General features: G+C 64.9%; 25 protein-coding genes. 15 read left to right on the top strand and 10 right to left on the bottom strand.

Annotation, left to right across the window (positions count from 1 at the left end; all coding sequences use genetic code 11):
* Positions 1-18: 18 nt before the first annotated feature.
* The 6 genes from MAB_RS09795 to MAB_RS09770 are packed head-to-tail and all read left to right on the top strand — an operon-like array spanning position 19 to position 4,423.
* Entirely contained in the window at positions 19-399 is a 381-nt protein-coding gene (locus MAB_RS09795; protein ID WP_005060666.1) for a VOC family protein, read from the top strand.
* Positions 396-1,313, top strand: a complete 918-nt coding sequence (locus tag MAB_RS09790; RefSeq protein ID WP_005110442.1) for a DUF4129 domain-containing protein — start codon at positions 396-398, stop codon at positions 1,311-1,313. The genes MAB_RS09795 and MAB_RS09790 overlap by 4 nt, the downstream gene beginning before the upstream one ends.
* Complete coding sequence (locus tag MAB_RS09785) at positions 1,310-1,795, top strand: hypothetical protein (RefSeq protein ID WP_005093255.1); 486 nt, start codon at positions 1,310-1,312, stop codon at positions 1,793-1,795. The genes MAB_RS09790 and MAB_RS09785 overlap by 4 nt, the downstream gene beginning before the upstream one ends.
* Positions 1,792-2,754: an AAA family ATPase gene (locus tag MAB_RS09780; RefSeq protein ID WP_005110440.1), complete on the top strand. Its 963-nt coding sequence runs from the start codon at positions 1,792-1,794 to the stop codon at positions 2,752-2,754. Before MAB_RS09785 ends, MAB_RS09780 begins: the two co-directional genes overlap by 4 nt.
* Positions 2,751-3,980, top strand: a complete 1,230-nt coding sequence (locus MAB_RS09775; protein WP_005110439.1) for a DUF58 domain-containing protein — start codon at positions 2,751-2,753, stop codon at positions 3,978-3,980. The genes MAB_RS09780 and MAB_RS09775 overlap by 4 nt, the downstream gene beginning before the upstream one ends.
* Positions 3,977-4,423, top strand: coding sequence for a hypothetical protein (locus tag MAB_RS09770; RefSeq protein WP_005093253.1), 447 nt, complete (start codon positions 3,977-3,979; stop codon positions 4,421-4,423). Before MAB_RS09775 ends, MAB_RS09770 begins: the two co-directional genes overlap by 4 nt.
* Here MAB_RS09770 and MAB_RS09765 read toward each other — a convergent pair.
* The 6 genes from MAB_RS09765 to cobC all read right to left on the bottom strand — a co-directional run bounded on the left by MAB_RS09765 (position 4,393) and on the right by cobC (position 10,504).
* Complete coding sequence (locus MAB_RS09765) at positions 4,393-5,589, bottom strand: HNH endonuclease (RefSeq protein ID WP_005110436.1); 1,197 nt, start codon at positions 5,587-5,589, stop codon at positions 4,393-4,395. The two genes, MAB_RS09770 and MAB_RS09765, sit on opposite strands and share 31 nt — an antisense overlap.
* A 124-nt stretch (positions 5,590-5,713) precedes the next feature.
* Complete coding sequence (locus tag MAB_RS09760) at positions 5,714-6,517, bottom strand: HugZ family pyridoxamine 5'-phosphate oxidase (protein ID WP_005085247.1); 804 nt, start codon at positions 6,515-6,517, stop codon at positions 5,714-5,716.
* Between the two features lie 9 nt (positions 6,518-6,526).
* On the bottom strand, positions 6,527-7,630 hold the full coding sequence (locus MAB_RS09755; RefSeq protein WP_005085246.1) for a bifunctional RNase H/acid phosphatase: 1,104 nt from the start codon (positions 7,628-7,630) through the stop codon (positions 6,527-6,529).
* On the bottom strand, positions 7,627-8,349 hold the full coding sequence (locus MAB_RS09750; protein WP_005085245.1) for a zinc ribbon domain-containing protein: 723 nt from the start codon (positions 8,347-8,349) through the stop codon (positions 7,627-7,629). Before MAB_RS09750 ends, MAB_RS09755 begins: the two co-directional genes overlap by 4 nt.
* The gene (locus tag MAB_RS09745; protein WP_005110434.1) at positions 8,346-9,485 is read right to left on the bottom strand and encodes a Nif3-like dinuclear metal center hexameric protein; all 1,140 of its coding nucleotides are present in this window, start codon (positions 9,483-9,485) and stop codon (positions 8,346-8,348) included. The genes MAB_RS09750 and MAB_RS09745 overlap by 4 nt, the downstream gene beginning before the upstream one ends.
* A complete protein-coding gene (gene cobC, locus MAB_RS09740; protein WP_005129968.1) occupies positions 9,485-10,504 on the bottom strand; it encodes an Rv2231c family histidinol phosphate aminotransferase CobC in 1,020 nt (339 codons plus the stop codon). Before cobC ends, MAB_RS09745 begins: the two co-directional genes overlap by 1 nt.
* A gap of 34 nt (positions 10,505-10,538) precedes the next feature.
* Here cobC and MAB_RS09735 point away from each other — a divergent pair, with 34 nt between their 5' ends.
* Genes MAB_RS09735 through MAB_RS09725 form a run of 3 tightly spaced genes read left to right on the top strand, consistent with a single transcriptional unit; the run spans position 10,539 to position 12,485 of the window.
* On the top strand, positions 10,539-11,189 hold the full coding sequence (locus MAB_RS09735) for an HAD-IA family hydrolase (protein ID WP_012296486.1): 651 nt from the start codon (positions 10,539-10,541) through the stop codon (positions 11,187-11,189).
* Entirely contained in the window at positions 11,182-11,670 is a 489-nt protein-coding gene (locus tag MAB_RS09730) for a low molecular weight protein-tyrosine-phosphatase (protein WP_005090730.1), read from the top strand. Before MAB_RS09735 ends, MAB_RS09730 begins: the two co-directional genes overlap by 8 nt.
* Positions 11,670-12,485, top strand: coding sequence for an SURF1 family cytochrome oxidase biogenesis protein (locus tag MAB_RS09725; protein WP_005085241.1), 816 nt, complete (start codon positions 11,670-11,672; stop codon positions 12,483-12,485). The genes MAB_RS09730 and MAB_RS09725 overlap by 1 nt, the downstream gene beginning before the upstream one ends.
* Here MAB_RS09725 and MAB_RS09720 read toward each other — a convergent pair.
* The gene (locus MAB_RS09720; RefSeq protein WP_012296485.1) at positions 12,470-13,414 is read right to left on the bottom strand and encodes a cobalamin biosynthesis protein; all 945 of its coding nucleotides are present in this window, start codon (positions 13,412-13,414) and stop codon (positions 12,470-12,472) included. The two genes, MAB_RS09725 and MAB_RS09720, sit on opposite strands and share 16 nt — an antisense overlap.
* A 125-nt stretch (positions 13,415-13,539) precedes the next feature.
* Here MAB_RS09720 and nicT point away from each other — a divergent pair, with 125 nt between their 5' ends.
* The 5 genes from nicT (at position 13,540) to MAB_RS09695 (ending at position 18,145) form a co-directional block, all read left to right on the top strand.
* Entirely contained in the window at positions 13,540-14,583 is a 1,044-nt protein-coding gene (gene nicT / locus MAB_RS09715; RefSeq protein WP_005096616.1) for a Nickel transporter NicT, read from the top strand.
* 119 nt (positions 14,584-14,702) lie between these two features.
* Positions 14,703-15,071, top strand: a complete 369-nt coding sequence (locus tag MAB_RS09710) for a hypothetical protein (RefSeq protein ID WP_005085238.1) — start codon at positions 14,703-14,705, stop codon at positions 15,069-15,071.
* A 13-nt stretch (positions 15,072-15,084) separates the two neighbouring features.
* The gene (locus tag MAB_RS09705; protein ID WP_005085237.1) at positions 15,085-15,621 is read left to right on the top strand and encodes a DUF3558 domain-containing protein; all 537 of its coding nucleotides are present in this window, start codon (positions 15,085-15,087) and stop codon (positions 15,619-15,621) included.
* Positions 15,622-15,707: 86 nt separating this feature from the next.
* On the top strand, positions 15,708-17,075 hold the full coding sequence (locus MAB_RS09700; RefSeq protein WP_005085236.1) for a hypothetical protein: 1,368 nt from the start codon (positions 15,708-15,710) through the stop codon (positions 17,073-17,075).
* An 11-nt stretch (positions 17,076-17,086) separates the two neighbouring features.
* Positions 17,087-18,145: a DUF2235 domain-containing protein gene (locus tag MAB_RS09695; RefSeq protein WP_005093241.1), complete on the top strand. Its 1,059-nt coding sequence runs from the start codon at positions 17,087-17,089 to the stop codon at positions 18,143-18,145.
* On the opposite strand, the gene MAB_RS09690 is transcribed toward MAB_RS09695, so the two are convergent.
* The 3 genes from MAB_RS09690 to MAB_RS09680 all read right to left on the bottom strand — a co-directional run bounded on the left by MAB_RS09690 (position 18,135) and on the right by MAB_RS09680 (position 20,870).
* Complete coding sequence (locus MAB_RS09690; protein ID WP_005110428.1) at positions 18,135-18,731, bottom strand: LpqN/LpqT family lipoprotein; 597 nt, start codon at positions 18,729-18,731, stop codon at positions 18,135-18,137. The two genes, MAB_RS09695 and MAB_RS09690, sit on opposite strands and share 11 nt — an antisense overlap.
* A 124-nt stretch (positions 18,732-18,855) precedes the next feature.
* Positions 18,856-20,130 (bottom strand): hypothetical protein, encoded by a 1,275-nt coding sequence (locus tag MAB_RS09685; RefSeq protein ID WP_005110426.1) that lies wholly within the window; start codon positions 20,128-20,130, stop codon positions 18,856-18,858.
* Positions 20,130-20,870: an MspA family porin gene (locus tag MAB_RS09680; RefSeq protein ID WP_005060617.1), complete on the bottom strand. Its 741-nt coding sequence runs from the start codon at positions 20,868-20,870 to the stop codon at positions 20,130-20,132. The genes MAB_RS09685 and MAB_RS09680 overlap by 1 nt, the downstream gene beginning before the upstream one ends.
* A gap of 592 nt (positions 20,871-21,462) precedes the next feature.
* Here MAB_RS09680 and MAB_RS09675 point away from each other — a divergent pair.
* Positions 21,463-21,807 carry a DUF6319 family protein gene (locus tag MAB_RS09675; protein ID WP_005074775.1) on the top strand — a complete coding sequence of 115 codons (345 nt, stop codon included), beginning with the start codon at positions 21,463-21,465 and terminating at the stop codon, positions 21,805-21,807.
* Positions 21,808-21,836: the final 29 nt, after the last annotated feature.

Genomic DNA, 21,836 nt, shown 5'->3' with positions numbered 1-21,836 from the left:
CGTGACAAGCTCATCTCCATGACGACAACGGCTCGACTCGGCGCGATATCGATCGATTGTGCAGATCCCGCTGCGCTGGCCCAGTTCTATCGACAGGTCCTGGATCTGGAAGTGCTGTTTGAAAGCGAGCAGTTCGTCGCGTTGAAGGGCGCCGCCGTGTTGCTGACCTTCCAGCGGGTGGCCGACCATCAGCCGCCACAGTGGCCCGAAGGTGGCGTACCCAAACAACTACATCTCGAGCTCGCGGCGTCGGACCTCGACGCCGAAGAGGCCCGCATCCTCGGGTTGGGGGCTACCAAGGCCGAGGTCCAGCCGAACCCGAGCGGTTGGCGGGTGCTGGTGGACCCGGCAGGGCACCCGTTCTGCATCACCAACATGATTCCCGAGGGCACCTATTGACCGGTGCCGACAGACCGCTCCTGCGAGCGACAGGGCTTATCGTCCTGATCGCGCTGTCGGTCGTCGCGCTGCGTAGCTATCTACCGGACGCGGCAGCCCTGCCCCCACCCGAGAAACCTCGTGCGCAGCCCCATTCAAACGCGTTGCAGCTCTTGCTATGTGGCGTGGTATCCATCCTCATTCTGGTGAGTCTTCGCCGACAGCGGCCCAACATGCCGCTGCCGCAAGAGAACCCGCCGTATCTGCGATTACCGGCGCTGACGCGACGCGAAGCCATCATTGCCGCTGCCACCGTGCTCGTCCTGATGGGCGGGGTGTGGACGGCGCTCTACCTGAGCGGGCCGGCGGGAGAAGGTCCCGTTCGCGAGCCCGCGTCACGCAGTGCCGAACCGACACGGCCCGGCGCCGAACCACCGGCGCCGGGCAAGCCATCCCCACGACGGTATTCCGAGGTGCCGATGATGATCCTCGGTGTGGTGCTGGTCGGCATCGCCGCCGCGGTTTTTGTGCTCAGGCGCCACGAGCCGGACGCGCCGGACGGCAGCACGGGTCAGCCGGCCGAGCCAGATGCCACCCCCACGACGCCCCGATCGCTAGTCCACCTGGTGGAACTAGGCCTCGCGGAAGTTGCCGAACCGGGCCGTGATCCGCGGGCAGCGATCATCGCGTGTTACGCGGCCATGGAGCAGGGGCTTACCGCGGCGCCCGAGGCCGCACCGCTGGAGTCGGACACGCCGTCGGAAGTCTTGCAACGAGCGGTACATATCGGGGCCCTGCAATCGCAGGCGGGCACGCAGCTCGTCTCGCTGTTCTCCGAGGCCCGGTTCAGCCCGCATGAGATGACGCAGGCACATCGGCAGTCCGCCGCACGGTGGCTGCAAGACGTTGTGGACGATCTGCGGAGCCGGCAATGAAATGGCTCGTCCCGGCGGTGCTGCTGCTGGTGGTCCTCACCGAAGCCTGTGTGGCTGCCAGCCCATTGCGCGCATTCACTCTTCCGATCACCGGTGTGGTGGTCGGGACCGCACTGGGTCTGCTGTGGGGGAACCTGCGCAGCGCGCGTGCAGACATGCCGTCGTCGCCGGCCAGCCTTCCGGCCGACGAGACGTTGCGCCGATGGCATGCCCGCGCCGAGGCCAGAATCAGTTGGGCCGAACGCACCCGCGGCGATTGGGACCGGCAGCTGCGCCCGCTGATCGCCGCGGATTTCGAGACCGCCGCCGGACACCGACAGTCGCGCAATCCGGCCGCACTCGCCGCGACCGGACGCATGACCTTTGGCCCCGAGCTATGGCGCTGGGTCGATCCGAACGGCGCCTCGGATACCGACCGCGCCGCGCCCGCGCCCGGCCGGGCCGTACTGCAATCGATTCTCGAACGATTGGAGCGGATGTGACAACGGTTCCGATTTCCATCGCGACCCGGCACGCGGATGCCGTGCTCACCGAGATCGAGCGGGTGGTCGTCGGGAAACGCGATGCGCTGCAACTCATTTTGCTGACGATCCTCGCGCGGGGACATGTGCTGATCGAGGATCTGCCAGGACTCGGCAAGACCTTGATCGCCCGGTCGTTCGCGTCCGCGCTGGGGCTTGATTTCACACGTGTGCAGTTCACTCCGGATCTGCTGCCCGCGGATCTGCTGGGTTCCACCATCTATGACATGTCTTCCGGGTCGTTCGAATTCCGGACGGGGCCCATCTTCACGAATCTTCTCCTGGCCGATGAGATCAACCGGACGCCGCCCAAAACGCAGTCGGCACTGCTGGAAGCGATGGCGGAGGGCCAGGTGAGCCTCGACGGTCAAACTCGGCAACTCCCATCACCATTCGTGGTCCTAGCAACGGACAACCCGATCGAGTACGAGGGCACCTACCCGCTGCCGGAGGCGCAGCTGGACCGGTTCGCGGTCCGGCTGCAACTGGGATACCTGGCCGAAGATCTCGAGATCGAAATGCTGCAGCGCCGATTGAGCCGAGGATCTACGCTGCCGACGGTGTCCCAGGTGATCGCCGCCGACGACCTCATCGCGATGCGAGAAGCTGTCGAAGCGGTCTCGGTACACCCGGATGTGCTGCGCTACATCGTCGCGTTGGCTGCCGCGACCCGTAGTCACTCCCATGTCGAGGTGGGGGCCAGTCCGCGTGCCGAGCTGGACCTGGTGCAGATGTCGCGCGCGCGGGCGCTGCTGCTCGGCCGCGATTTTGTGATCCCCGAGGACGTCAAGGCGCTAGCAGTGCCGGCGGTGGCCCACCGGATCAGTCTGCGCCCCGAGATGTGGGTGCGCCGCATCACCGGCGCACACGTGGTCGACGAGCTGTTGCACCGTCTGCCGGTGCCTCGGGCTTCCGGATGATCACCTGGCGTGCGTCTGCGTTGATATCGGCGCTGGCGGCATGCACCGGTGCCGCGTTGGCACTCGCGGTGATGACGGGACGCTGGCAGCTGGTGGTGTTCGCGGCACCGTTCGTCGGTGCGCTCGCCGGGGCGTCGCGGCGACCGCCGGCGGCCCGCGCGTGGGTCACCGATGAGCCAGAACCCTTGCGGTGCCTGGAATCAGAGACCATAACCGTTGCCGTGTCGGTGGAATCTACCGGACCCGCCGTGGTGTGTGGACTACGCCCGGCACTCGTCGAGGGGCTGCGGATCGACGCGGACAGGCCCGCGGCGCCCAACCAACTGACCATGCGGACATCAGCCCAGCGGTGGGGCCGGTACCGCGTTCCGGTTGAGGTTCGGTCGGTGTCGGCCTCCGGTCTATGGGCCGGTACCGCGCTGACGCTGCCTGCCAGCGAGCTGCGCGTGTATCCCTTGGCCGATCCGCAAGACGTCGCACTGCCCCCAGCCGATCTGCCCGACCGGATCGGCACGCGTTTGACGCGCCACCACGGCCCGGGCGTCGAGTACGCGGACATCCGCGAGTACGTACCGGGCGACTCGCTGCGCACCGTCAATTGGCGGGTGAGTGCGCAACGGGGACGCTTACATGTCACCGACCGGCTCACCGATCGAGCCGCCGATGTTGTCGTACTCATCGACACGTACCCGCAGCCGTCCGGCCCGGCGACCACCGCGACCGAGCGATCGGCACGGGGAGCGGCCCAGCTGGTGCAGTCGGTGTTGCAGCGGGGTGACCGTGCGGGGGTCGTCGTGCTGGGCAGTTCCGCGCGCTGGCTCGCCCCGAACATCGGCCGCCATCAGTTCTATCGGCTGCTTGACGCCACTCTCGATGCCGGAGAATGGCATTCGCACAGCGCAAGTGCCCTTGCCCCACGTGCCGCCGTGCCACCCAACGCGATCGTGGTCGCGTTTTCCACCCTTCTGAACGCCGACTTTGGCCTGGCACTGACCGACCTGCGGCGCCGCGGGCATCCCGTTGTGGTGGTCGATGTGCTCGATCGCCTGCCATTCCGCGAGGAACCCGATCCCATCGTGGCCCGGTGGTGGCGGCTGGAACGCTCGCGGATGTACCGCAATATCGCCGTCACGGGGGTCGACGTTGTCGGCTGGAGCCATGACTCCGGGCTCAATCATGCGATGCACCTGATGCCACGCCGTCCCCGGCGAGGACGACGGCGGTGAACACACGTGCGATGTTGGCCGGTGTCTTCGGGCTCGTCATGGTGCTCGCGACCGTCGGCGGGTTCCCGGTCTCGGTATGCGCGGCGGTCCTTGTGATCGCCGGTCTTCTCTTGCGGGGCTTCGCAATACTGGCCGTGCTGTGCGCCATCGGTATCCTCGCCTTCACTGATTCCTCCCCGGTGTCGGCGCTGCTCTCGGGACTGGCCGCGGTGCTGTATCTGCTCACCGCCTATCCCCTGCGCTGGCCGCCTCAGGTCAATGCCCTCCGATATGAGGTGATCGTCCCCGCGCTGGTATTCGGTTGCGCGGCACTGCTGGCGGCGGCGATACCCATGGGACGATCATCCTGGTTACCGTTGACCGTTCCGGTCGCTGTGATCGTCATTTATGTTCTGGCCCTTCGGCCCTTCACTCAGGGCAATGGCGGTGCCGTCGAGCGATAGGCTGTTCCCGTCGGCGTGGTGAACTCGACGGTATGCCGATCGGCGCCGGGCACCGGAGCCACGTTCCAGCCCGCCGTCTCCTTGACGTAATTGCATCGCTCGCAGAGGCCTTGCCCGTTGTCGAGGGCCGTCGGACCTCCGCGCATACTGCCCACCACATGGTCATGGTGCCGGATTGGGGCATCGCAGTACGGCGTCCGGCAGGTCTGATCGCGCAGATCGATCAGCTCGGCCAATCCCCTGGGGAACAATCGGCTTCGCGACTCGGCCTTGACCAGTGCACCGGTGGTACAGCGCCGGTACAGCCGCCGCACAAGAACTTTAGCTTCGGCACTGACGGCTTCCGAGATGAGCCGCCGCGCGACGGCAGCCGGAACTAGCCCGTGGCCGGTGATCGTGGCAGGCTCGTCGCCTCCGCCCAACAACGCCTCATCCGAGACGGTGATGTTCACCCCGACAGGAACCGCGGCGGCAGCTGATACTCCGGTCACGCGCTCCACGAGGGTGTCGGCCATGATCTGCCCTTGGCCGCGAACAGGATCCATCGACGCGTCGGCGGTGCGTTTGAGCGCGGCATACACGGCCACACCCTGTTTGACCGGCAGCAACGCCGTCAGATACGTCATGGTGTCGGGTGCGGGACGGAGAGAAACCCTGCGTTCGCTTTCCGCCCGGCGGGCCCGGCGCACCACAGCCTGGGCATCCAGCCGATACGCCAGACGCTTCGCCTCCGCGGCCAGCCGGGTATCACCCAATCCCCGAAGCCGCGAGGTCTCGGCGCACATCTCGACATCGATCTTCTGCCTATCCTCGACCGCGAGATAGGCGGTCTCCCGTACCAGGATCGTCGCGCGCCATTCGCTGAGCGCGCCGCACTCCAGTGCGGCAAGGGTGTGCGGCATCTCGTTCACCAGTGCTTTGGCGAAGCCGAGGTGACGGCTGCCCCGCGCCGGTGAATCCTGCCGCGCCAGGGCGATCTCTGTTGCGACGCCCGCCCCCTGCCGCCGCCGGGGCACACCATTGGCCGCCTCTTCTTCGCGGCGTGCCCTGTCCAACAACACCGCGGCATGAGCCTGCTCCGCCGCCGCGGCAGCCTTGACGCGCTCCAATTCGGCGATTCGGTCGACGAGTTGGGCGGCGCGGGTAGCCGGATCGAGCGGTAACACACCCCTGACGTTAGCCGAACATCAGTTCGATATATTGCGACTTCTGTTGTTATCCACAACCGTTCGATCGACATCCACGTTATCCACAATCTTGCCGATCAGTGGACAAACCGAGACGCGCAGGCTAAGCGCGTGGATCGGCGAGCCGCGCCAAGTGCACGGTCGCGCCACGCAGCTGCTCAATCGAGTCGATCGGTTCGGCATATCCGACCCGGGTCACGGACCACCCCCGCGGCGTACTGACCCGGATATCGAGGCCGTACCGGTCGGCGCCTTCGCAACGAGCCTCCGTGGCATCCGGATATCCGCCCAGCCGCTGCGCCATGGCGAGCAACGCCTGCCCGTGGTCGTCATTGAGGTGCTTGATCGCACGGGCAGCCTCTGGCGATACCGGATCTGGTGTGGCCGAATGGTATTCGGCACCGCTGGCCGAGTCCATCCGACCGTAGCCGCCGACCCACCGCACCCGTTCGACGTCGAGAATCCAGACGGAGAAATCGCTGTAGTCGATGTAGAACCGCGCGGCGGGCACCCCCGCGACGTGCGCGGCGCGGGCCGCCGGCAACTCATCTTCATTGGGCCTGCGCACCTTGCCGGCAAGGGTGATTCGGGTATTGGCCAGCGGATCCTGTGGCGGATTCGGCGCCACAATCGAGACACTGGCCCGGGCGTCGCGTACCAGGTTGCGGCCATGCTCGGCCATCTGTGAGACACACAGCACCGGAGCGCCGCCCAGCAGCCCGTAGGTGACCAGCGATGCCCACGGGGCACCGTCCGCCGACAAACTGGCCAACGTCGCGGTGTTCGTGGACGCCGCGACGGTCCTGGCCTCCTCGGCCGCCGACGGCCGGGCCGGGTTGGCGACATCTGCCAGGGGTGGAGCGATGGTGGGCGCATCGCCAGGATCGCCGTGATCACGAGAAACCATGGCGACAGCCTAAGTCAGGTAGGACGTTTCATTGACGAGTCGCACCGATGCCGGACCGTCCGAATAGAACTCGGCAATACTCAGCGAGGCCAGATCGAGATGCAGCCGGTACAGCACGCTGGGGCCGGCATCGAGCGCCAGCCGCAGCAGTGTCTTGATGGGCGTGACGTGCGAGACCACCAAAACGGTTGCGCCACCGTATTCAGCGATGATCCGGTTGCGCGCACGCCGCACTCGGTGGTGCACCGTATCGAAGCTCTCCCCTTCCGGCGGAGTTATCGAGGTGTCGCTGAGCCATTGGCGATGCAGCTCGGGGTCGCGCTCGGATGCCTCGGAGAAGGTCAGGCCTTCCCACTTACCGAAGTCGGTCTCGATCAGATCGTCGTCGACCGTCAGCGGCACTCCCAGCGCACCGGCCGCTGCCGCGGCAGTCTCCTTGGCACGGCTCAGCGGCGAGCTGATCACTGCCGCGATGCCGCCCCGGCTGGCCAGATAGCGCGCGGCCCGCGCCGCCTGCTCGCGCCCCAGTTCGGTTAGCTCGGGGTTTCCGCGGCCCGAGTACCGGCGCTGCACCGAGAGTTCGGTCTGCCCATGGCGCAACAACAACATCCGGGTGGGCTTCCCCCGCGCCCCGGTCCAGCCCGGCGCAGTATCGGCAGGCTTCGTCTCCTTGATTTCTGCGATTTCCTTGGGCTTTTTGGGCTCGATGCCACTGGCACGATCCATCGCCTCGTTGGCCAGCCGATCGGCATGCTTGTTGCGTTCTCGCGGAATCCACGTGTAGTCAACGGACTCGAACTGCATCGCGGCAGTGACGGCCTGCTGGTACAGCGTGATCAGGTCAGGATGTTTGACCTTCCACCTGCCGGACATCTGCTCGACGACAAGTTTGGAGTCCATCGAGACGCTCACCTCGGTGGCCCCCAGGCGTGCCGCCTCGGCCAATCCCGCTATCAGGCCCCGGTACTCGGCGACATTGTTGGTCGCATGGCCGATGGCATCACAGGCCTCCCCCAACACCGTCTGGTGATCGGGAGAAAACACCACCGCGCCGTATCCGGCCAGACCCGGGTTGCCGCGTGAACCACCGTCGGCTTCGACCAGAACCTTCACGGGCGCACCAGAATCGCGCTGCACTCGGGGCACCGCAGCACCTCGTCGGCGTCGGCCGCCGAGATCCGGGCCAGTTCGCCGCGGTCCAGCTCGATGCGGCACGCGCCACACTTGTTGCCCTGCAAGAATCCCGCTCCGGCACCTCCCGAACGACGCTGCCGCTCATAGGTCTCCAGCAGCAGCCCATCGATGGAAGACGCCAGACCATCACGACGCTGCCGAACCTGATTCTCCTCGGCATCGGTATCGATGGCCACCGCCCGTTGGATACGTTCGATCTCCGAGAGCCTCTCGGCAATCGTGTCGGCCTTGGCCTGCGCCGAGGCCTGCTGCTTTTGCAGTTCCTCACGGCGCTCCATCAACTCCAGTTCCGAGTCTTCCAAGCTGGACTGACGACGTTCCAGGGTGTCGAGTTCGTGCTGTATCTCGGTAAGTTCCTTCGCGTTGGTACTGCCGGAGGCCAGCAGGGATCGATCACGGTCCTCGCGCTGGCGCACGGCAGTCACCTCGGCGTCCAACTTGGCGACCTGCTCATCCAGGTCTTCCAGCGCGATGGCCAGCGCGCCCACCTCGTCGAGGATGGTGCGCTGCTGCGCCTGTAGCTCCCCGTGTTCCTGACGTTCGGGCGGGTTTGCGCGCCGGTGCGCGACACGTGTCAACTCGGCATCCACCGACGCCAGATCCACTAATAGGCGTTGTTGTGCCACATCGGCTTTCATGCTTTTTCTTCTTTCTCTGGGCCGCCCAGCGTCCAGGGATCGGTGCGTACCGGTGAGATGCGCGTCGACAGATTCTCCCCGAACTCGGTGTCGAGTACGCGCGCCGCCTGCGCGCACCATGGGAATTCACTGGCCCAATGCGCGACGTCGACGAGTGCGACGCTACTTGTCCGGGCATGTTCGTCCGCCGGATGGTGCCGCAGATCGGCGGTGACGTAGACGTCCGCTCCCGACTTGACCGCCGCGCCCAGCAGCGAGTCACCGGCGCCACCGCAGACCGCGACGGTCTGGATCAACTCGTCGGGGTCGCCAGCGGCCCGCACCCCCCACACAGTCTCAGGCAAGGCACCTCGAACACGGGATACGAAGTCGCGCAAGGTCTCCGGCGTGGGTAGGGCGCCTATCCGCCCCAGGCCGGTGCCGGACGGCGCCGGCGCCATGGGCAGCACGTCGATGGCCGGAACCTCGTAGGGGTGGGCGGCCTGAATCGCCGCAAAAAGCTCGCAACGCAGCCGCGACGGGGCAACCATCTCCACGCGGTCCTCGACGACCTGTTCCACCACACCATGCTCCCCTACAGCGGGATCGGAGCCCGCCAACGGCCGGAATTGGCCGGTGCCGGTGACACTCCATGAACAATCCGAGTAGGCACCGATATGTCCGGCACCGGCCTCGAACATGGCCCGCCGCACGGCGTGCACAGATTCGGTGGGCACGAACACGACCCACTTGTCGTAGTCGGTGAACCGAGGGGCCAACACCGAGGTGACCGTCAGCCCGAGGGCTTGCGCCAGCGCGTCCGACACACCAGGGCTGGCCGAGTCCGCGTTGGTATGCGCGGTGAACAGCGCGCCGCCCGCACGGATGAGACGATGAACCAGCGCGCCCTTGGGCGTGCTGGCCGCCACCGTGTCCACGCCGCGCAGCAGCAAGGGGTGATGAGCCAGCAGCAGATGCGCACCGGGGCCGTCCATTTCGTCCACCACCGCGGCAGTTGCATCAACGGCAACCGTCACGGTGTCGATCTGCTGATCCGGGTCGCCGCAGACCAAGCCCACCGAATCCCACGATTCGGCCAGCGCCGGCGGATAGGCCGCGTCGAGCACGCCGATGATGTCCGCGAGCCGCACACCCACTACAAGATCTCCTTCATCGCTTGCACCAGCTCCGGCCATTCCGGTCGCACCGCCACCCGTAGGTAGTCGCCGTCCAGCCCGACAAAGGTGTCGCAACGCCGGACCGCGATATTTTTGACCTTCAGGTGTTTTCGCATCAAATCCGCATGGGGCACGGCCACCAGCAGGAAGGGCGCGACACCTTCCGTCACGGCCAAACCCAGCCCACGCAGCCCCTCGGCCTGCCGGTGTCGCGTCTCGACGAGCCGCTGCGCATCCAGCACCGCGCTTCCCACCGCTTGCGCGGTATTGCAGGCAGCCAACGCTTCCAGTTGCAATGTGCCCAAAGGCCAATGCGCACGCCCCCGCGCAAGCCTGCGAAGCAGCTCGGGATCGCCGACGGCATAGCCCGCGCGTAGTCCGGCGAGCGCCCAGGTCTTGGTGAGGCTGCGCAGCACCACGAGGCCGGGCAGGCTCAGCGAGGCCACCGACTCCGGCTCGCCCGGCACCGCGTCGATGAAGGCCTCATCGACAACCAGGATGCGTCCGGGCCGACGCAGCGCAAGCAATTGTTCTCGGGTATGCAGCACACCGGTCGGGTTGGTGGGGTTCCCGACAACCACCAGATCGGCCTCATCTGGAACTCGCACGGTGTCGCCGAGGGTGAACGGTGGCGGCAACACCACATGCTCGAGAGGGATACCGGCATCGGCCAGGACTGCCTCGGGCTCGGTGAACCCCGGGGCGACGACGGCCGCCCGTCGCGGATTCAGCCGCGGCAGCATCGCGAAACCCTCAGCGGCCCCCGCCAGCAGCAGCACCTCGTCGGGCGGGCGACCATGCCGTTCGGCGACGGCGTCGACAGCGCGTTGCTCGTCCTCGCGGCGCGGATAACTGCCCAGCTCGTCCAGCCGCGACGCGAGCCGATCCCGTAGCCACGGCGGTGGCGCCGCGGCGCGCACGTTCACAGCGAAGTCCAGGACGCCTGGTATCAGCGCCTGGTCGCCGTGGTAGCGCGCTCCCTTTCGCGGCCCAGTCATGTCTCGACACTAATGTAAGGGGGTGGCCCCTCCGATGCTGGTGATCTTCGATCTCGACGGCACCCTGACCGACTCCGCACCAGGGATTGTCTCGAGTTTCCGCCATGCGCTCAGCCATGTCGGGGCCCCCGAACCCACAGGTGACATCGCGTCGCGGGTGGTGGGACCGCCCATGCACATCACGCTCGGTTCCATGGGCCTTGGCGAACGCGCCGACGATGCCATCGCTGCCTACCGCGCCGACTATGGCGAACGCGGCTGGGCGGTGAACGAGATGTTCGACGGAATCCGCGACGTGCTGACCCGGCTGCGTGAGGCCGGAGTGCCCATGGTGGTTGCGACCTCGAAATCCGAGCCGATTGCCGCACGCATCCTTGAGCATTTCGGACTGGCCGAGTTTTTCCAGGTGATTGCCGGTGCGAGCCCCGACGGCGTCCGGTCCAGCAAGGCCGACGTGATCAAGCATGCGCTGTCCCAGCTGGACGACGTTCCGCCGACCGGTGTGGTGATGGTGGGCGACCGGGTGCATGACGTGGAGGGCGCAGCCGCCCACGGCATTGGCACCGTCGTCGTCGACTGGGGCTACGGGGCAACCGATTTCGAAGGTGATCCCGGTCAGTTGGCTGAGTGGATCATCGGGCGCGTGAGCACTCCGGAGCAGTTGCTGGAGGAACTCGATGTCTGAGCTGCATGTCACCTTCGTGTGCACCGGAAACATCTGCCGCTCCCCTATCGCCGAGAAGATGCTTGCCCATCAGCTGGCCGAACGCGGGCTGGCCGATCGAGTCCGGGTCACCAGCGCCGGTACCGGCGATTGGCATGCCGGGCAACCCGCCGACGAACGCGCGTCCAGCGTGCTGGCCGAGTACGGCTACCCGACGGCCCATCGCGCCGCCCAGGTCGACGAGGACCATCTGAGCGCCGACCTCATCATCGCCTTGGCGCGCAACCACTCCCGGATGCTGTTGCACCTGGGAGCCGACCCCGAACGAGTGCGGCTACTACGGTCCTTCGACCCACGAGCCAGCCGCGCCGCGATGGATGTCGAGGATCCGTACTACGGCAACCGCAAGGATTTCGTGGAGGTGCTCGCGGTGATAGAGGCGGCCCTGCCTGGTGTGCACGAGTGGGTCGACAAGACCCTCGCGGAGCGTGAGAACAGCTGATGCGACGGCTCGCGTTTCTCCTACGCCCGGGGTGGATCGCCCTGGCGCTGGTGGTCGTCGCATTCGCCTACCTGTGTTTCACGGTGCTGGCGCCGTGGCAGCTGGGTAAGAACACCAAGACTTCGCGGGAGAACAACCGCATCGCGCAATCGGTGAATGCCGATCCGGTGCCGCTGAAAAACGAGCTAAGACCCGATCATTCGATGCCCGAGGATGCGGAGTGGCGGCGGGTGACGGCGACCGGTCACTATCTGCCGGATCGGCAGGTGCTGGCGCGGCTGCGGGTGGTGGACGCCAAACCCGCATACGAGGCGTTGACGGTGTTTCAGGTAGATGACGGACCCGCGATCCTGGTGAATCGTGGGTATGTGCGGCCCGAGCAGGGCACCAGCGTGCCCCCGATTCCTCCGGCACCGGCTGGGCAGGTCACCATCAACGCGCGGCTGCGGGAGCCTGAACAGCAGTCTGAGAAGTCCCCATTTCTGGAAAACGGTCAATACCAGGTGTATTCGATTGTTCCGGTTCAGGTGTCAACGCTGGTGAAAATCCCGTTGGCCGGCCCCTATCTGCAACTCTCCGAGGGGCAGCCGGGCGGTCTAGGGGCGATCCCGCTGCCGCAGCTCGATGCCGGCCCATTCCTGTCTTACGGGATTCAGTGGATCGCGTTCGGAATCCTGGCACCGATCGGATTGGGATACTTCGTGTTCTCCGAGATCAGACAGCGCCGTGCGGCAGCCGCTGCCGTCAAGGCCGTCAAACCCGGGACACCGCAGACCACCGAGGAGAGGCTCGCGGACCGCTACGGGCGGCGTTGACGCAGCGTGGCGAGCACTGCCACGACGGCCGTTACATTCTGCACCGCGCGCGAAAGCCGCACCGCCTCATGCATATCCCCGACTCGCGGGGGTGCGCCGTCGCCGAGCACCGGACGCACTTCTTCGCCGTACGGATAGCGCAGGGGGCCTCCCAGCCGCACGCCCAGGGCTCCGGCGAAGGCTGCCTCCGCGACGCCGGCATTCGGGCTGGGGTGACTTCGTCCGTCGCGCAAGCAGACACGCAATGAGGCCACCGCAGAACCCCCGAGGAATGGCGCGGTCAGCGCGGTAGCCAGCGCGGTGATCCTGGCGGGAAGCACGTTCATCAGGTCGTCCAACCGCGCTGCGGCCCAGCCGAACCGCAGATAGCGGGCGGATTTGTGACCGATCATCGCATCGAGGGTGTTGGCGGCGCGATAGGCCAGGACCCCGGGGACTCCGGCAAGCGCTGCCCAGACCAAGGGCCCGGTGTGCGCGTCGGAGGTGTTCTCCGCCAAAGATTCCGTGGTGGCCCGGGCGATGCCGCCGACACCGAGCAGTTTCGGGTCGCGGCCGCACAGGGACGGCAGCAGTGCCCGAGCTTCATCGATGTCGTCGTCATAGAGACGTTCGGACATCTCGGCACCCACCCGGATCAATGATGTCCCGCCGAGCGTGGCCCAGGTCGCAACGGCGGTCACGGCGACCGTTGCTGTCGCGGAGCGGTGTGTGGCACGTTCGGCAACCCATCCGGTGGCGGCGACAGCGACCAGTAGTGCGGCCGTGTGGGCGGTCCCGGCGAGCTTGGAATCGCGGTAACTGTAGGCCTCCAGCGCGGCGGCCGCCTGGCCGAATCCGGCGACCGGGTGGAACCGCTGAGGGTCGGCGAAGCAGCGATCCAGGGCGTAACCGAGGGCTATACCCACGGCGCGAAGTCCTCGGCGCGACACGCGGCAACCCTATAGAATTCGCTACGCAATGGAGGTACTCACCTGGGACATGCGCTTACGCGAGCGGACGGGTAAGGCGGTCGTCTAGGCTCGCAGCCGTGCCGTTACTCAGCGCTTGGCGTCGGTTGGATATAGGTCAGCGGCGCAGCGTCATCGGAATGAGTGTCGCGGTGATCGCGCTGCATGTTCTCGGCTGGGGCATGTTGATCTTCCTGGTTGCCCCCGCGCATTTCACGGTGCAGGGCAGCGTGTTCGGGGTCGGATTAGGTGTCACCGCGTACACGCTCGGCATGCGCCATGCGTTCGACGCGGATCACATCGCCGCCATCGACAACACCACCCGCAAGCTGGTGGCCGATGGTCGGCGACCGATGTCGGTGGGTTTCTGGTTCTCGCTGGGGCATTCCTCGATCGTGTTCATCATGGTCGGATTGCTTGCGCTTGGCGTTAAAACGTTGGCGGCCAATGTTTCCGACGAGCATTCGTCGCTGCAACAGTGGACGGGCGTGTTCGGAACGGCGGTCTCGGGCACTTTCCTGCTGCTCATCGGGCTGCTCAATCTGATATCGCTGATCGGGATCTACCGCATCGCCAAGCGGATGCGTGGCGGCGAGGTGGATGAGGCGGCATTGGAGCGCGAGCTGTCCAATCGCGGTGGGCTGAACCGGCTTTTCGGACCGCTGATGGCGGCGATACGCAAGCCCTGGCAGATGTATCCGGTGGGCCTGTTGTTCGGGTTGGGGTTCGATACGGTGACCGAGGTGTCGCTGCTGGTGATCGCCGGCGGTGCCGCGGTGACCGGCCTGCCTTGGTACGCCATCTTGGTGCTGCCCATCCTGTTCAGCGCGGGGATGTCCTTGTTCGATTCGCTCGACGGATCGCTGATGAACTTCGCCTACGACTGGGCGTTTCAAGAGCCGGCGCGCAAGATCTACTACAACCTGGTGGTCACCGGGCTGTCGGTGGCAGTGGCCGTGCTGATCGGCTCGCAGGAGATCATCTCGATTCTCACCGAGAAACTGGACATCACCTCGGGGCCACTGGCGGCCGTCGGTGAGCTGGATCTGGCCGCGATGGGCTACGTGATCGTGGCGCTGTTCATCGTGACGTGGGCGGCAGCGGCGCTGGGCTGGCGGTACACCGGGGTGCGTAGGCGCTGGGGTGGGTAGGCGCAGACCTGCGGAAACAGCGGCCCAAATTCGATGGAACCGATCCGGGCCGCCCAACGTCCTATACACATACGATGAATCTCACCTGGCCAAAACGGGCCACGATCTGAGGGGGCTTTATGTCGTTGGAAGACCTCAAGCAGAATGCTGCTGACGGCCGGCTCGTACTGCACCTCGAAGATGGTGCGATCGATTCGATCATCGCTGCATGTGACGACTACGTCCGGGCGCTCGACGACCTCCGCCGAGACGCACGTGACCTGGCTGACTACCCTCTGGGGTTCGCCGAGGCACAACTCCCGTCAGGCGCCGCATTGGCCCAGGCTTTCCAAAAGAAGGCTTCTGGCAGCTCGACAAGTGCCGACAACACATTCCAGTCGCACATCGATCAAGTCGAAGAGATGAAGACCCTGTTTGCCGCTCTCCGCAAGGGCTACAAAGCAACTGACGCAAATAACGCCAACAGCTTTGGGCAGCAGGGCCGCTAGCAGGGCAACGACGGTGTCTCGCCTAGCATTCCTCGCTTCACTTGTCCTTGTAGCCGCCGCGTGTTCCAGTCCCGTCACTGGAGCACCCACGACATCGCAGCTCCCAACCAATTCCAAGGGCCGCGTCCATATAACTTTTGACCCGTGTAAGGAAATCCCTGCGAGTGTTGTCGGGCAACTGCATCTAGACAGGAAACCGCCACGTCCAGATACCCAGACCGACGGGGAGATAGAAACTGTCTTCTGCAAGTACTACCCGCAGACTCGATACTTGCTCACTGTTTCAGCTTCGAACTACACGCTCGACATGCTCAAGAAGGCAAACAACCACTGGGGGTACCAAGACCTTGAAGTCGGCGGCCGCCGAGCTCTTTTCGCTTACCGAGGAACCGAACCCGCAAAAGACTCTTGCATTATCAATGTGGAAGCGACCACCGGAGTGTATGGAGTAGCGGTCGACACGTCGCATGAAGACTTCACGCCATACCCCGACTGCATGACAGCAGCCCGTGCAAACACTGACGCGCTCCTCTCGTATTTCCCACTTTGAAACCCCAAAAAATGACGGAACCGAATCGCCTCGCGCGACGTCCGATCTAAAGAGCTAGTTGCACGCCACGATACGAAGGAGCGGCCATGACCGGAGAAGAAGACGGCTGGACCAGGGGCAACCGCGAGCGTGAAATCGTCTACGCGAACCAGCGCCAGCATGGTGCAAACATCGATGGCGGTACGGAATCTGTCGGAGTTCCGACGGAGGACTTCAACAGTTGGACTCACGCGAAGATCAAGGCGGCATCAGATGCCTTCGATTCCGGCAAAGCAATCGAAGTCTCCGCTGACTGGGAGAAACTCGCCACCGGCTTCAGCAAGGCATTAGACGACTTCAAACGGTCTTTCGACGTTGCAGTAGGCGCTCAGTGGACCGGCGAAGGCGCCGAAGCCGCCAAGCAGGGCATCTCGGACTACAAGAGCCACGCTGAAAAGGTCAGCGACGGCCTCTCACTCATGGCCACCAAGCCCGCTGAGGTCGAAACGGCGATGACGCAGATCAAGGGCCTCATGCCGGAGGTTGTACAGGTCCAGCAGCCCAAGGAACACACCCAGGCCGCGTACGAGCAGTACTACGCACAGCAAGCCCTCGCCGACCAAAAGCAAGACGAGGCTCGCATGATCATGCGAAATGTCTGGTCACCCGTCTCGCAGCAGGCCGGCTCCGGACTCCCTGCCCTCCCTCCCGCCCCGCAGTTCGCCGATGCAGCGTCCATGCCGGTCAACGCGGCGTCATCGTTGTCCGGATTGGGCAGCGGCAAGGACATCAAGCCCGACCAGGTCAAACCCATCGATGAAGCCTCAGTTCGTGCAGCTGCCGCTGCGGCCCTGGCCGATCCATCGCAAGCATCCGCTTCCGGTGCTAGCGGCGCAGGCGGTGCCGCAGCCGCAGCTGGTGCGGCGGGTGGCGCCTCTGGAGCGGGCGCTGGCGGCCCCGCTGCAGCAGCCGCCGCGGCCGGCGCAGGCGGTGGAACGAGCACCCGACCGTCGTCGGGTGGCAACACCACTGCGACCGGACCCAACACCGGCTCGGTACCCGGCACCTACGGGATCGGACGATGGGGCAAGCCGACCACTAACAAGGACGAAAAGAAGGACGAGAAGTCCGACCTCGGGGCACTCGCTGCCGGGCCGATTATCGCCGGCTCCTACACGGCGGGTGCGGGTATGGGCCTTTCCGCTGCCCCGACACCTTCCCCGATGTCCGGCATGGGTATTGCCCAGCCGCCGACCATGATGACGGCGGGCGCGGCCGGTCAGCATCGCCAGGAAGACGAAGACCAGCACTTCACCCCGGAGTTCTTGGTAAGCCTCGACAACGGCAACGAGCTTGTCGGCCCGCTGCCAAAGGTGTCCCCCGCTGTCATCGGCGTGTGGAACGAAGAACATGTGGAGTATCAGAATCCGCATGCCTCGCCGTATGACCCGAAGCCGTACGACGGCGAGGACTAAACCGAACGGCGATGGCCAAGAACATCGTCATCTGTTTTGACGGCACCGGTAATCAGATCCGGGCCTCGGGAAACACGAATGTGGTCCGCGGCTACGACATGATGGTCCATGACCTCACCGACCGACAGATCTCGTATTACGACCCCGGTGTAGGCACCGATCCCGTCGTCGGCACCTACACGCCGGGGGGCCAGTTCATCGCTCGCCTACTCGGTGTCACATTCGGTATCGGCTTGCGCGCCAAGCTGGCTCAGGCCTATACCTATCTGATTGAGCGTTGGGAGCCCGGGGACCGGATTTTCATCTTCGGGTTCAGCCGCGGCGCGTTCTGCGCGAGAGGTCTTGCGGGTCTACTCAATTCGGTCGGCATGCTGCGCGCCGGTTCTCAAAACCTGGTCCCCTATGCGGTGAGTCTGTATGCACAGTCATGCACCGACTGGTCCGCAGAACGATGGGATGAGCTGCACTCGTTCTCACGCACGGTGGCCCGCCGCGAGGACGGTAAGTTCTCCATCCCTGTTGCCTACCTGGGCCTGTGGGACACAGTCAGCGCTCCGGGCATCTTCAAGCGGAGCATGCAATGGCCTTATGCCCCAAGTGTTCCCAACGCATTGGCCGGGCGGCACGCAGTGGCCATCGACGAGAGACGCCGACCCTATCGGGAATACCTCATCAAATTCCTGGGCGATCAGCGACTGGTCGATGAGGCGTGGTTCGCGGGCATCCACTCCGATATCGGCGGTGACTATGCCGATGACGACAGACTCTCCGACATCGCCCTCAAATGGGTGATAGAGGGAGCCGCGGAACACGGCCTGCTGCTCAACATCGAGAAATACCAACGTTACTGCTCCGTTGAACCCACCTACGCCATGGGCAGGATTCATCGCGTCAGCTGGCTCTGGGCACTGCTGTTATTCCGTCGACGTCGCATCCCCGACGGCGCCTGGATTCACGCCAGTGTCGCCGACCGTATGGCCCAAGACAGCACCTACCGACCAGCGCTACCGGAGCACAGCACCGTCATCGATGCCCAATGGTCCACTCCGGCAACTGATATCAGGCTGTAGCGGGCGGGCCGACTTGCAGCCCCGCCAGAATCGTCTCGCGCGCCGTGTCAAAACCACGGACGGTATCGTCCAATGCCTGCACCGACACCCCGACGGTGTACATCTTGGTGTTGTTCTTGACCGCCACGATGGTGGTGGTAACCCGGTGGGCCGGGATATTGCCCAGTCCCATGTTGTAGGTCATGGTCCTTGACGGGTACCCGCAGATGGCGCCCTGAGCTTCGACCAGATCGGTGACGCCGAAGGACTCCAATCCGCCCCGCTCGGCGGCGAAGGCGGCCTCTTCGGTGCCGGCTTTTCCGGACAGGTTCGCGATGGCCACGGTGGCATTGGGTACGAACCCGCCAGCCTGCAAGTCGGGCGCGGCCAGGTAGACGCGGACCACTCCACTTTCAAAGCGGTTGATGCGTTCCCATCCGGTCGGCTGGGGTACCTCGACCCGCGGCTCGGAATCGTTGTCCAAGGGCACATCCAACAACGGCACCGACACCGAGCTGCACTTCGGGTTGGTGAGCCACTTGCCCTCCTCACCCGGAGTGGCGACCGCGGCACCGTCGACGACGGCAGTACACCCCGATGTCAGCATCGTCGCAGCGCAGACCGCAGCCAACATCCAGCGAGGTGGTCGGATCACCAGCTCAGCCTAAGGCAAAGATTGCGTGCAAACAGTGAACCGGCGCCGCGGGTGTTGGTAGCGATTGCCTCAACGGTCAACTGCAATATCGGTTGTTGTTGGAGGGCAAGAATCTGGTGTTGGTTCCCGGCCCGACGGGCTGGCATAGTCCCCCGCCCAACAGGTTCTCCTTGGACCATGCCGCGTGTCCGTTGGCGACGTTCAGGCATGCCTCGTAATCGGGCCCGGTCTGTCCGAACGTTGCGGTGCACTGGGCCGACATGTTCGCGAACGCCTGGTTCTTGCACACCTCGACCGACGTCTGCCCCGGCGTGACATCTAGGCACATGGCCTGGCGCTGGCACGAGCTCCAGAAGTCGGCCGTGCGTCCATCCTCCGAGCGGAATTCGTTGGGCCCCGACAGGCACCGGTCAGCATGCCGCTGCGCATACAGCACCGGATCGACATTCCCCGGCCGATGCGCGCCACCCGGATCGACCACGTAATCTCCTGGCGCGCCGATGATCTGGGCCGCCTTCTTAGCCTCCGGCGGACCACCACCCTCGGGCAGCCCCTCCCAGTCGCTGGCCAGTTGCCCACTCGCCGGAACCGAGGACGCGCGGTAGGACAACGTGATCGTCACCGGGAAAGCGAAGATGTCCGCAGGCCCCAGGTCCAGCGCCAGGTTGGACTGTTGATACACGTAATCGCCATGGATCACCGGAGTCACCTGCACCGGATTGCCCTTGGCATCGCGTGCCACAGGCACTGACAACGTTGCGATAGTCGTGGCGGGCAGACCCGGTGCGGCATCGGACTCGACCAACACCACATTGGCGCCCTGGCGCACATGAGTGCCCTCAGGAACCCGCAGACCGAAGGTGAAGTTCTCCGGCGTAAAGATGGTGCGCCGAATGATGTTCACGTCCACACCGCCCCCGGCGAACGGTGAAATGCGGTAATCGGTGTCGCGAGAGGTGAAGGTGGCCGATCCCCCATCGCCCCACTGCGCCGGAGTCAGATCGCGCTCCTGCGGCAGATGCAGGACAACATCCTTACCGGCGATCGCTGTCGGCAGATGCGTACCGTCGGTAGGTGACGGTGAGATGGTGGCATTGGAACGCTCACGGCCCGCCGCCAGCGGCCTCCCGGTTCCCGGCCCCAAACCCAACGGGGTATTCGTCTTGACCTGCGCCCCACCGATCGGCGCTATGCGCGGAAGATCATCGGGCTGGGCCACCGGATTGGGAAGGGGCTTGGGCGGAGGCGGCTGCCCAGGATCCGCCAAAGTTTTTGGCATAGAACCGATTACGACTAACGAAACACATGCCAACGCGGCCAACAACGCGGCGCCACGGGTGCGGATGCTCATCACAGGTCCTTAGGCTCGCCGTAGATGGTCTGGGTGTCATTGCCGTTCTCGGTACGGATCCGGAACGTCGCAAAGGACTGAATCTTCACCTGACCACCACAGCCATCGGCCTCGACATTCTGGTTGCGCACCTGAGAAACCGCACGCATATTCCGGAAATTGATCCGGTCCATCGGCAGCTGCGCCAAACCACCCGGCTTGAGCAGCACGCGCATGTAACCGCCGATGTGCTCCTGGGCGCCGAGCGAGCCACCGGCAGAGGCGCCACCGAAACCGCCGCCCTGGCCACCACCGCCACCGGAACCACCTTGACCACCGCCATACCCGCCGGCGTATCCCTGACCGAACACCTGCTGAGACAGCGTCAAACCGAGATCACCGCCCAGCTCCACACCCGACGACGAATCGGTGCGGCAACCCACGAAATACCCCGTCTCCAACTGCGCATCCTGGATCACAGCAGATCCAGAACCCGTGATCGTCGCCTCGGCCCGATACGACACCCGCGCCTGCCAAGAGTTGCTCGCACCGGCGATGTTGTCGATGTGATCGATGACTTCATTCGTCAGCGTCAAGCCGACCGTCCAGCCATCGTCGGTCACAAACTGCTGATACTGATCCGGCATCCCCTGCGGATCCGCCGCAGCATCCGAGGCTGCGGTCAAGATCGCCGTCGCAACGGTCGCAGATGTAGCGAGTACAGCGATGCAGCTTCGACGTGCCAGATCTGGCAACTTCATGAAACCGAACCCCTCCGTGTCTCGTCCTGGCCCCAACCGGCCGGACCCCCGTTCACTTGCCTTCATGTAGGCAATGCCATCAATCGTGTTTTACTGCGAAAACACATCACATGGCAATGTCGGAAAATCTAGGGCCGAGACCTCCCGTTGTCAACACAGAGATCGTTTTGTGACAGTTTGCACATTCAAGATCGCGAACTTTGCAGAGATGACCGGGAAAGTCGATGCGAGCAACTGCAACGGATCTCAGAAAACATTGTCAGTGCAAACGCCCTGGCTGGACGCCGCACGCGGAGCCAGCCGCAAGCCATACAGCCAGCCTTAGGCGCCACATCTGGGAAAACTTCGCCAGCGGTGCCCGGCCTCGCGCCACCGGCTCTCATGGCAGACACTGCGACAAAGTTGCTGACGGGCAATGATGAGACGTTTGCCTGCTACCTCGCACCTACGAGGGCGAGGACCACAAATCCCGACCCCGCCGGGCCGGACACGCCATTAGCGCGGCGGCCGCAACGACACCCCAGGGCGTCGAACATGTGTTCTAATATCCCCGGTCGCCGCCCACTAGACATGAACTCACGAAGGAGCCGCCATGACGATGACCGTGGACAACCCAGTAGCAGAAGCCTCGGATACCCCGGACAAGCCCAAGAGGGCGGCCGGCAAGCGAACCAAGACGCTGCAGCTGACCCTCACCGTCACCGGGACCGCGGACGGTGAATGGCACGCCGAGCTCAAGCAAGGCAGTACCCATCTGGTCCGTGATCTCGCCGTCGCAGCCGCCGCGGTCTCCCGTGCGGCCAGGGAACTACACGAAGACCTCTCAACCCCGATCGATGCGGTGATCGAAGAGGCACGCTCCCAGCAGGCAGCCAAGGTCGCCGCGCTCGAAGCCGAGCTAGAGGCAGCGCGTAAGGCCCTCGCCTGCCTGGACTGAGCACGACACGGGGCGCAGCGGCAATCGCT

Source organism: Mycobacteroides abscessus ATCC 19977 (assembly GCF_000069185.1).
Lineage (GTDB): Bacteria > Actinomycetota > Actinomycetes > Mycobacteriales > Mycobacteriaceae > Mycobacterium > Mycobacterium abscessus.
This window is presented reverse-complemented; position numbering and strand designations above follow the sequence as displayed.

Bases quoted from the DNA above. Each gene is read 5' to 3' on its own strand.
- MAB_RS09795 (WP_005060666.1), top strand. From the start codon at position 19: ATGACGACAACGGCTCGACTCGGCGCGATATCGATCGATTGTGCAGAT.
- MAB_RS09785 (WP_005093255.1), top strand. From the start codon at position 1,310: ATGAAATGGCTCGTCCCGGCGGTGCTGCTGCTGGTGGTCCTCACCGAA.
- MAB_RS09775 (WP_005110439.1), top strand. From the start codon at position 2,751: ATGATCACCTGGCGTGCGTCTGCGTTGATATCGGCGCTGGCGGCATGC.
- MAB_RS09760 (WP_005085247.1), bottom strand. From the start codon at position 6,517: ATGGTTTCTCGTGATCACGGCGATCCTGGCGATGCGCCCACCATCGCT.
- MAB_RS09750 (WP_005085245.1), bottom strand. From the start codon at position 8,349: ATGAAAGCCGATGTGGCACAACAACGCCTATTAGTGGATCTGGCGTCG.
- cobC (WP_005129968.1), bottom strand. From the start codon at position 10,504: ATGACTGGGCCGCGAAAGGGAGCGCGCTACCACGGCGACCAGGCGCTG.
- MAB_RS09735 (WP_012296486.1), top strand. From the start codon at position 10,539: ATGCTGGTGATCTTCGATCTCGACGGCACCCTGACCGACTCCGCACCA.
- MAB_RS09730 (WP_005090730.1), top strand. From the start codon at position 11,182: ATGTCTGAGCTGCATGTCACCTTCGTGTGCACCGGAAACATCTGCCGC.
- MAB_RS09725 (WP_005085241.1), top strand. From the start codon at position 11,670: ATGCGACGGCTCGCGTTTCTCCTACGCCCGGGGTGGATCGCCCTGGCG.
- MAB_RS09710 (WP_005085238.1), top strand. From the start codon at position 14,703: ATGTCGTTGGAAGACCTCAAGCAGAATGCTGCTGACGGCCGGCTCGTA.
- MAB_RS09700 (WP_005085236.1), top strand. From the start codon at position 15,708: ATGACCGGAGAAGAAGACGGCTGGACCAGGGGCAACCGCGAGCGTGAA.
- MAB_RS09695 (WP_005093241.1), top strand. From the start codon at position 17,087: ATGGCCAAGAACATCGTCATCTGTTTTGACGGCACCGGTAATCAGATC.
- MAB_RS09690 (WP_005110428.1), bottom strand. From the start codon at position 18,731: ATGCTGACATCGGGGTGTACTGCCGTCGTCGACGGTGCCGCGGTCGCC.
- MAB_RS09685 (WP_005110426.1), bottom strand. From the start codon at position 20,130: ATGAGCATCCGCACCCGTGGCGCCGCGTTGTTGGCCGCGTTGGCATGT.
- MAB_RS09680 (WP_005060617.1), bottom strand. From the start codon at position 20,870: ATGAAGTTGCCAGATCTGGCACGTCGAAGCTGCATCGCTGTACTCGCT.
- MAB_RS09675 (WP_005074775.1), top strand. From the start codon at position 21,463: ATGACGATGACCGTGGACAACCCAGTAGCAGAAGCCTCGGATACCCCG.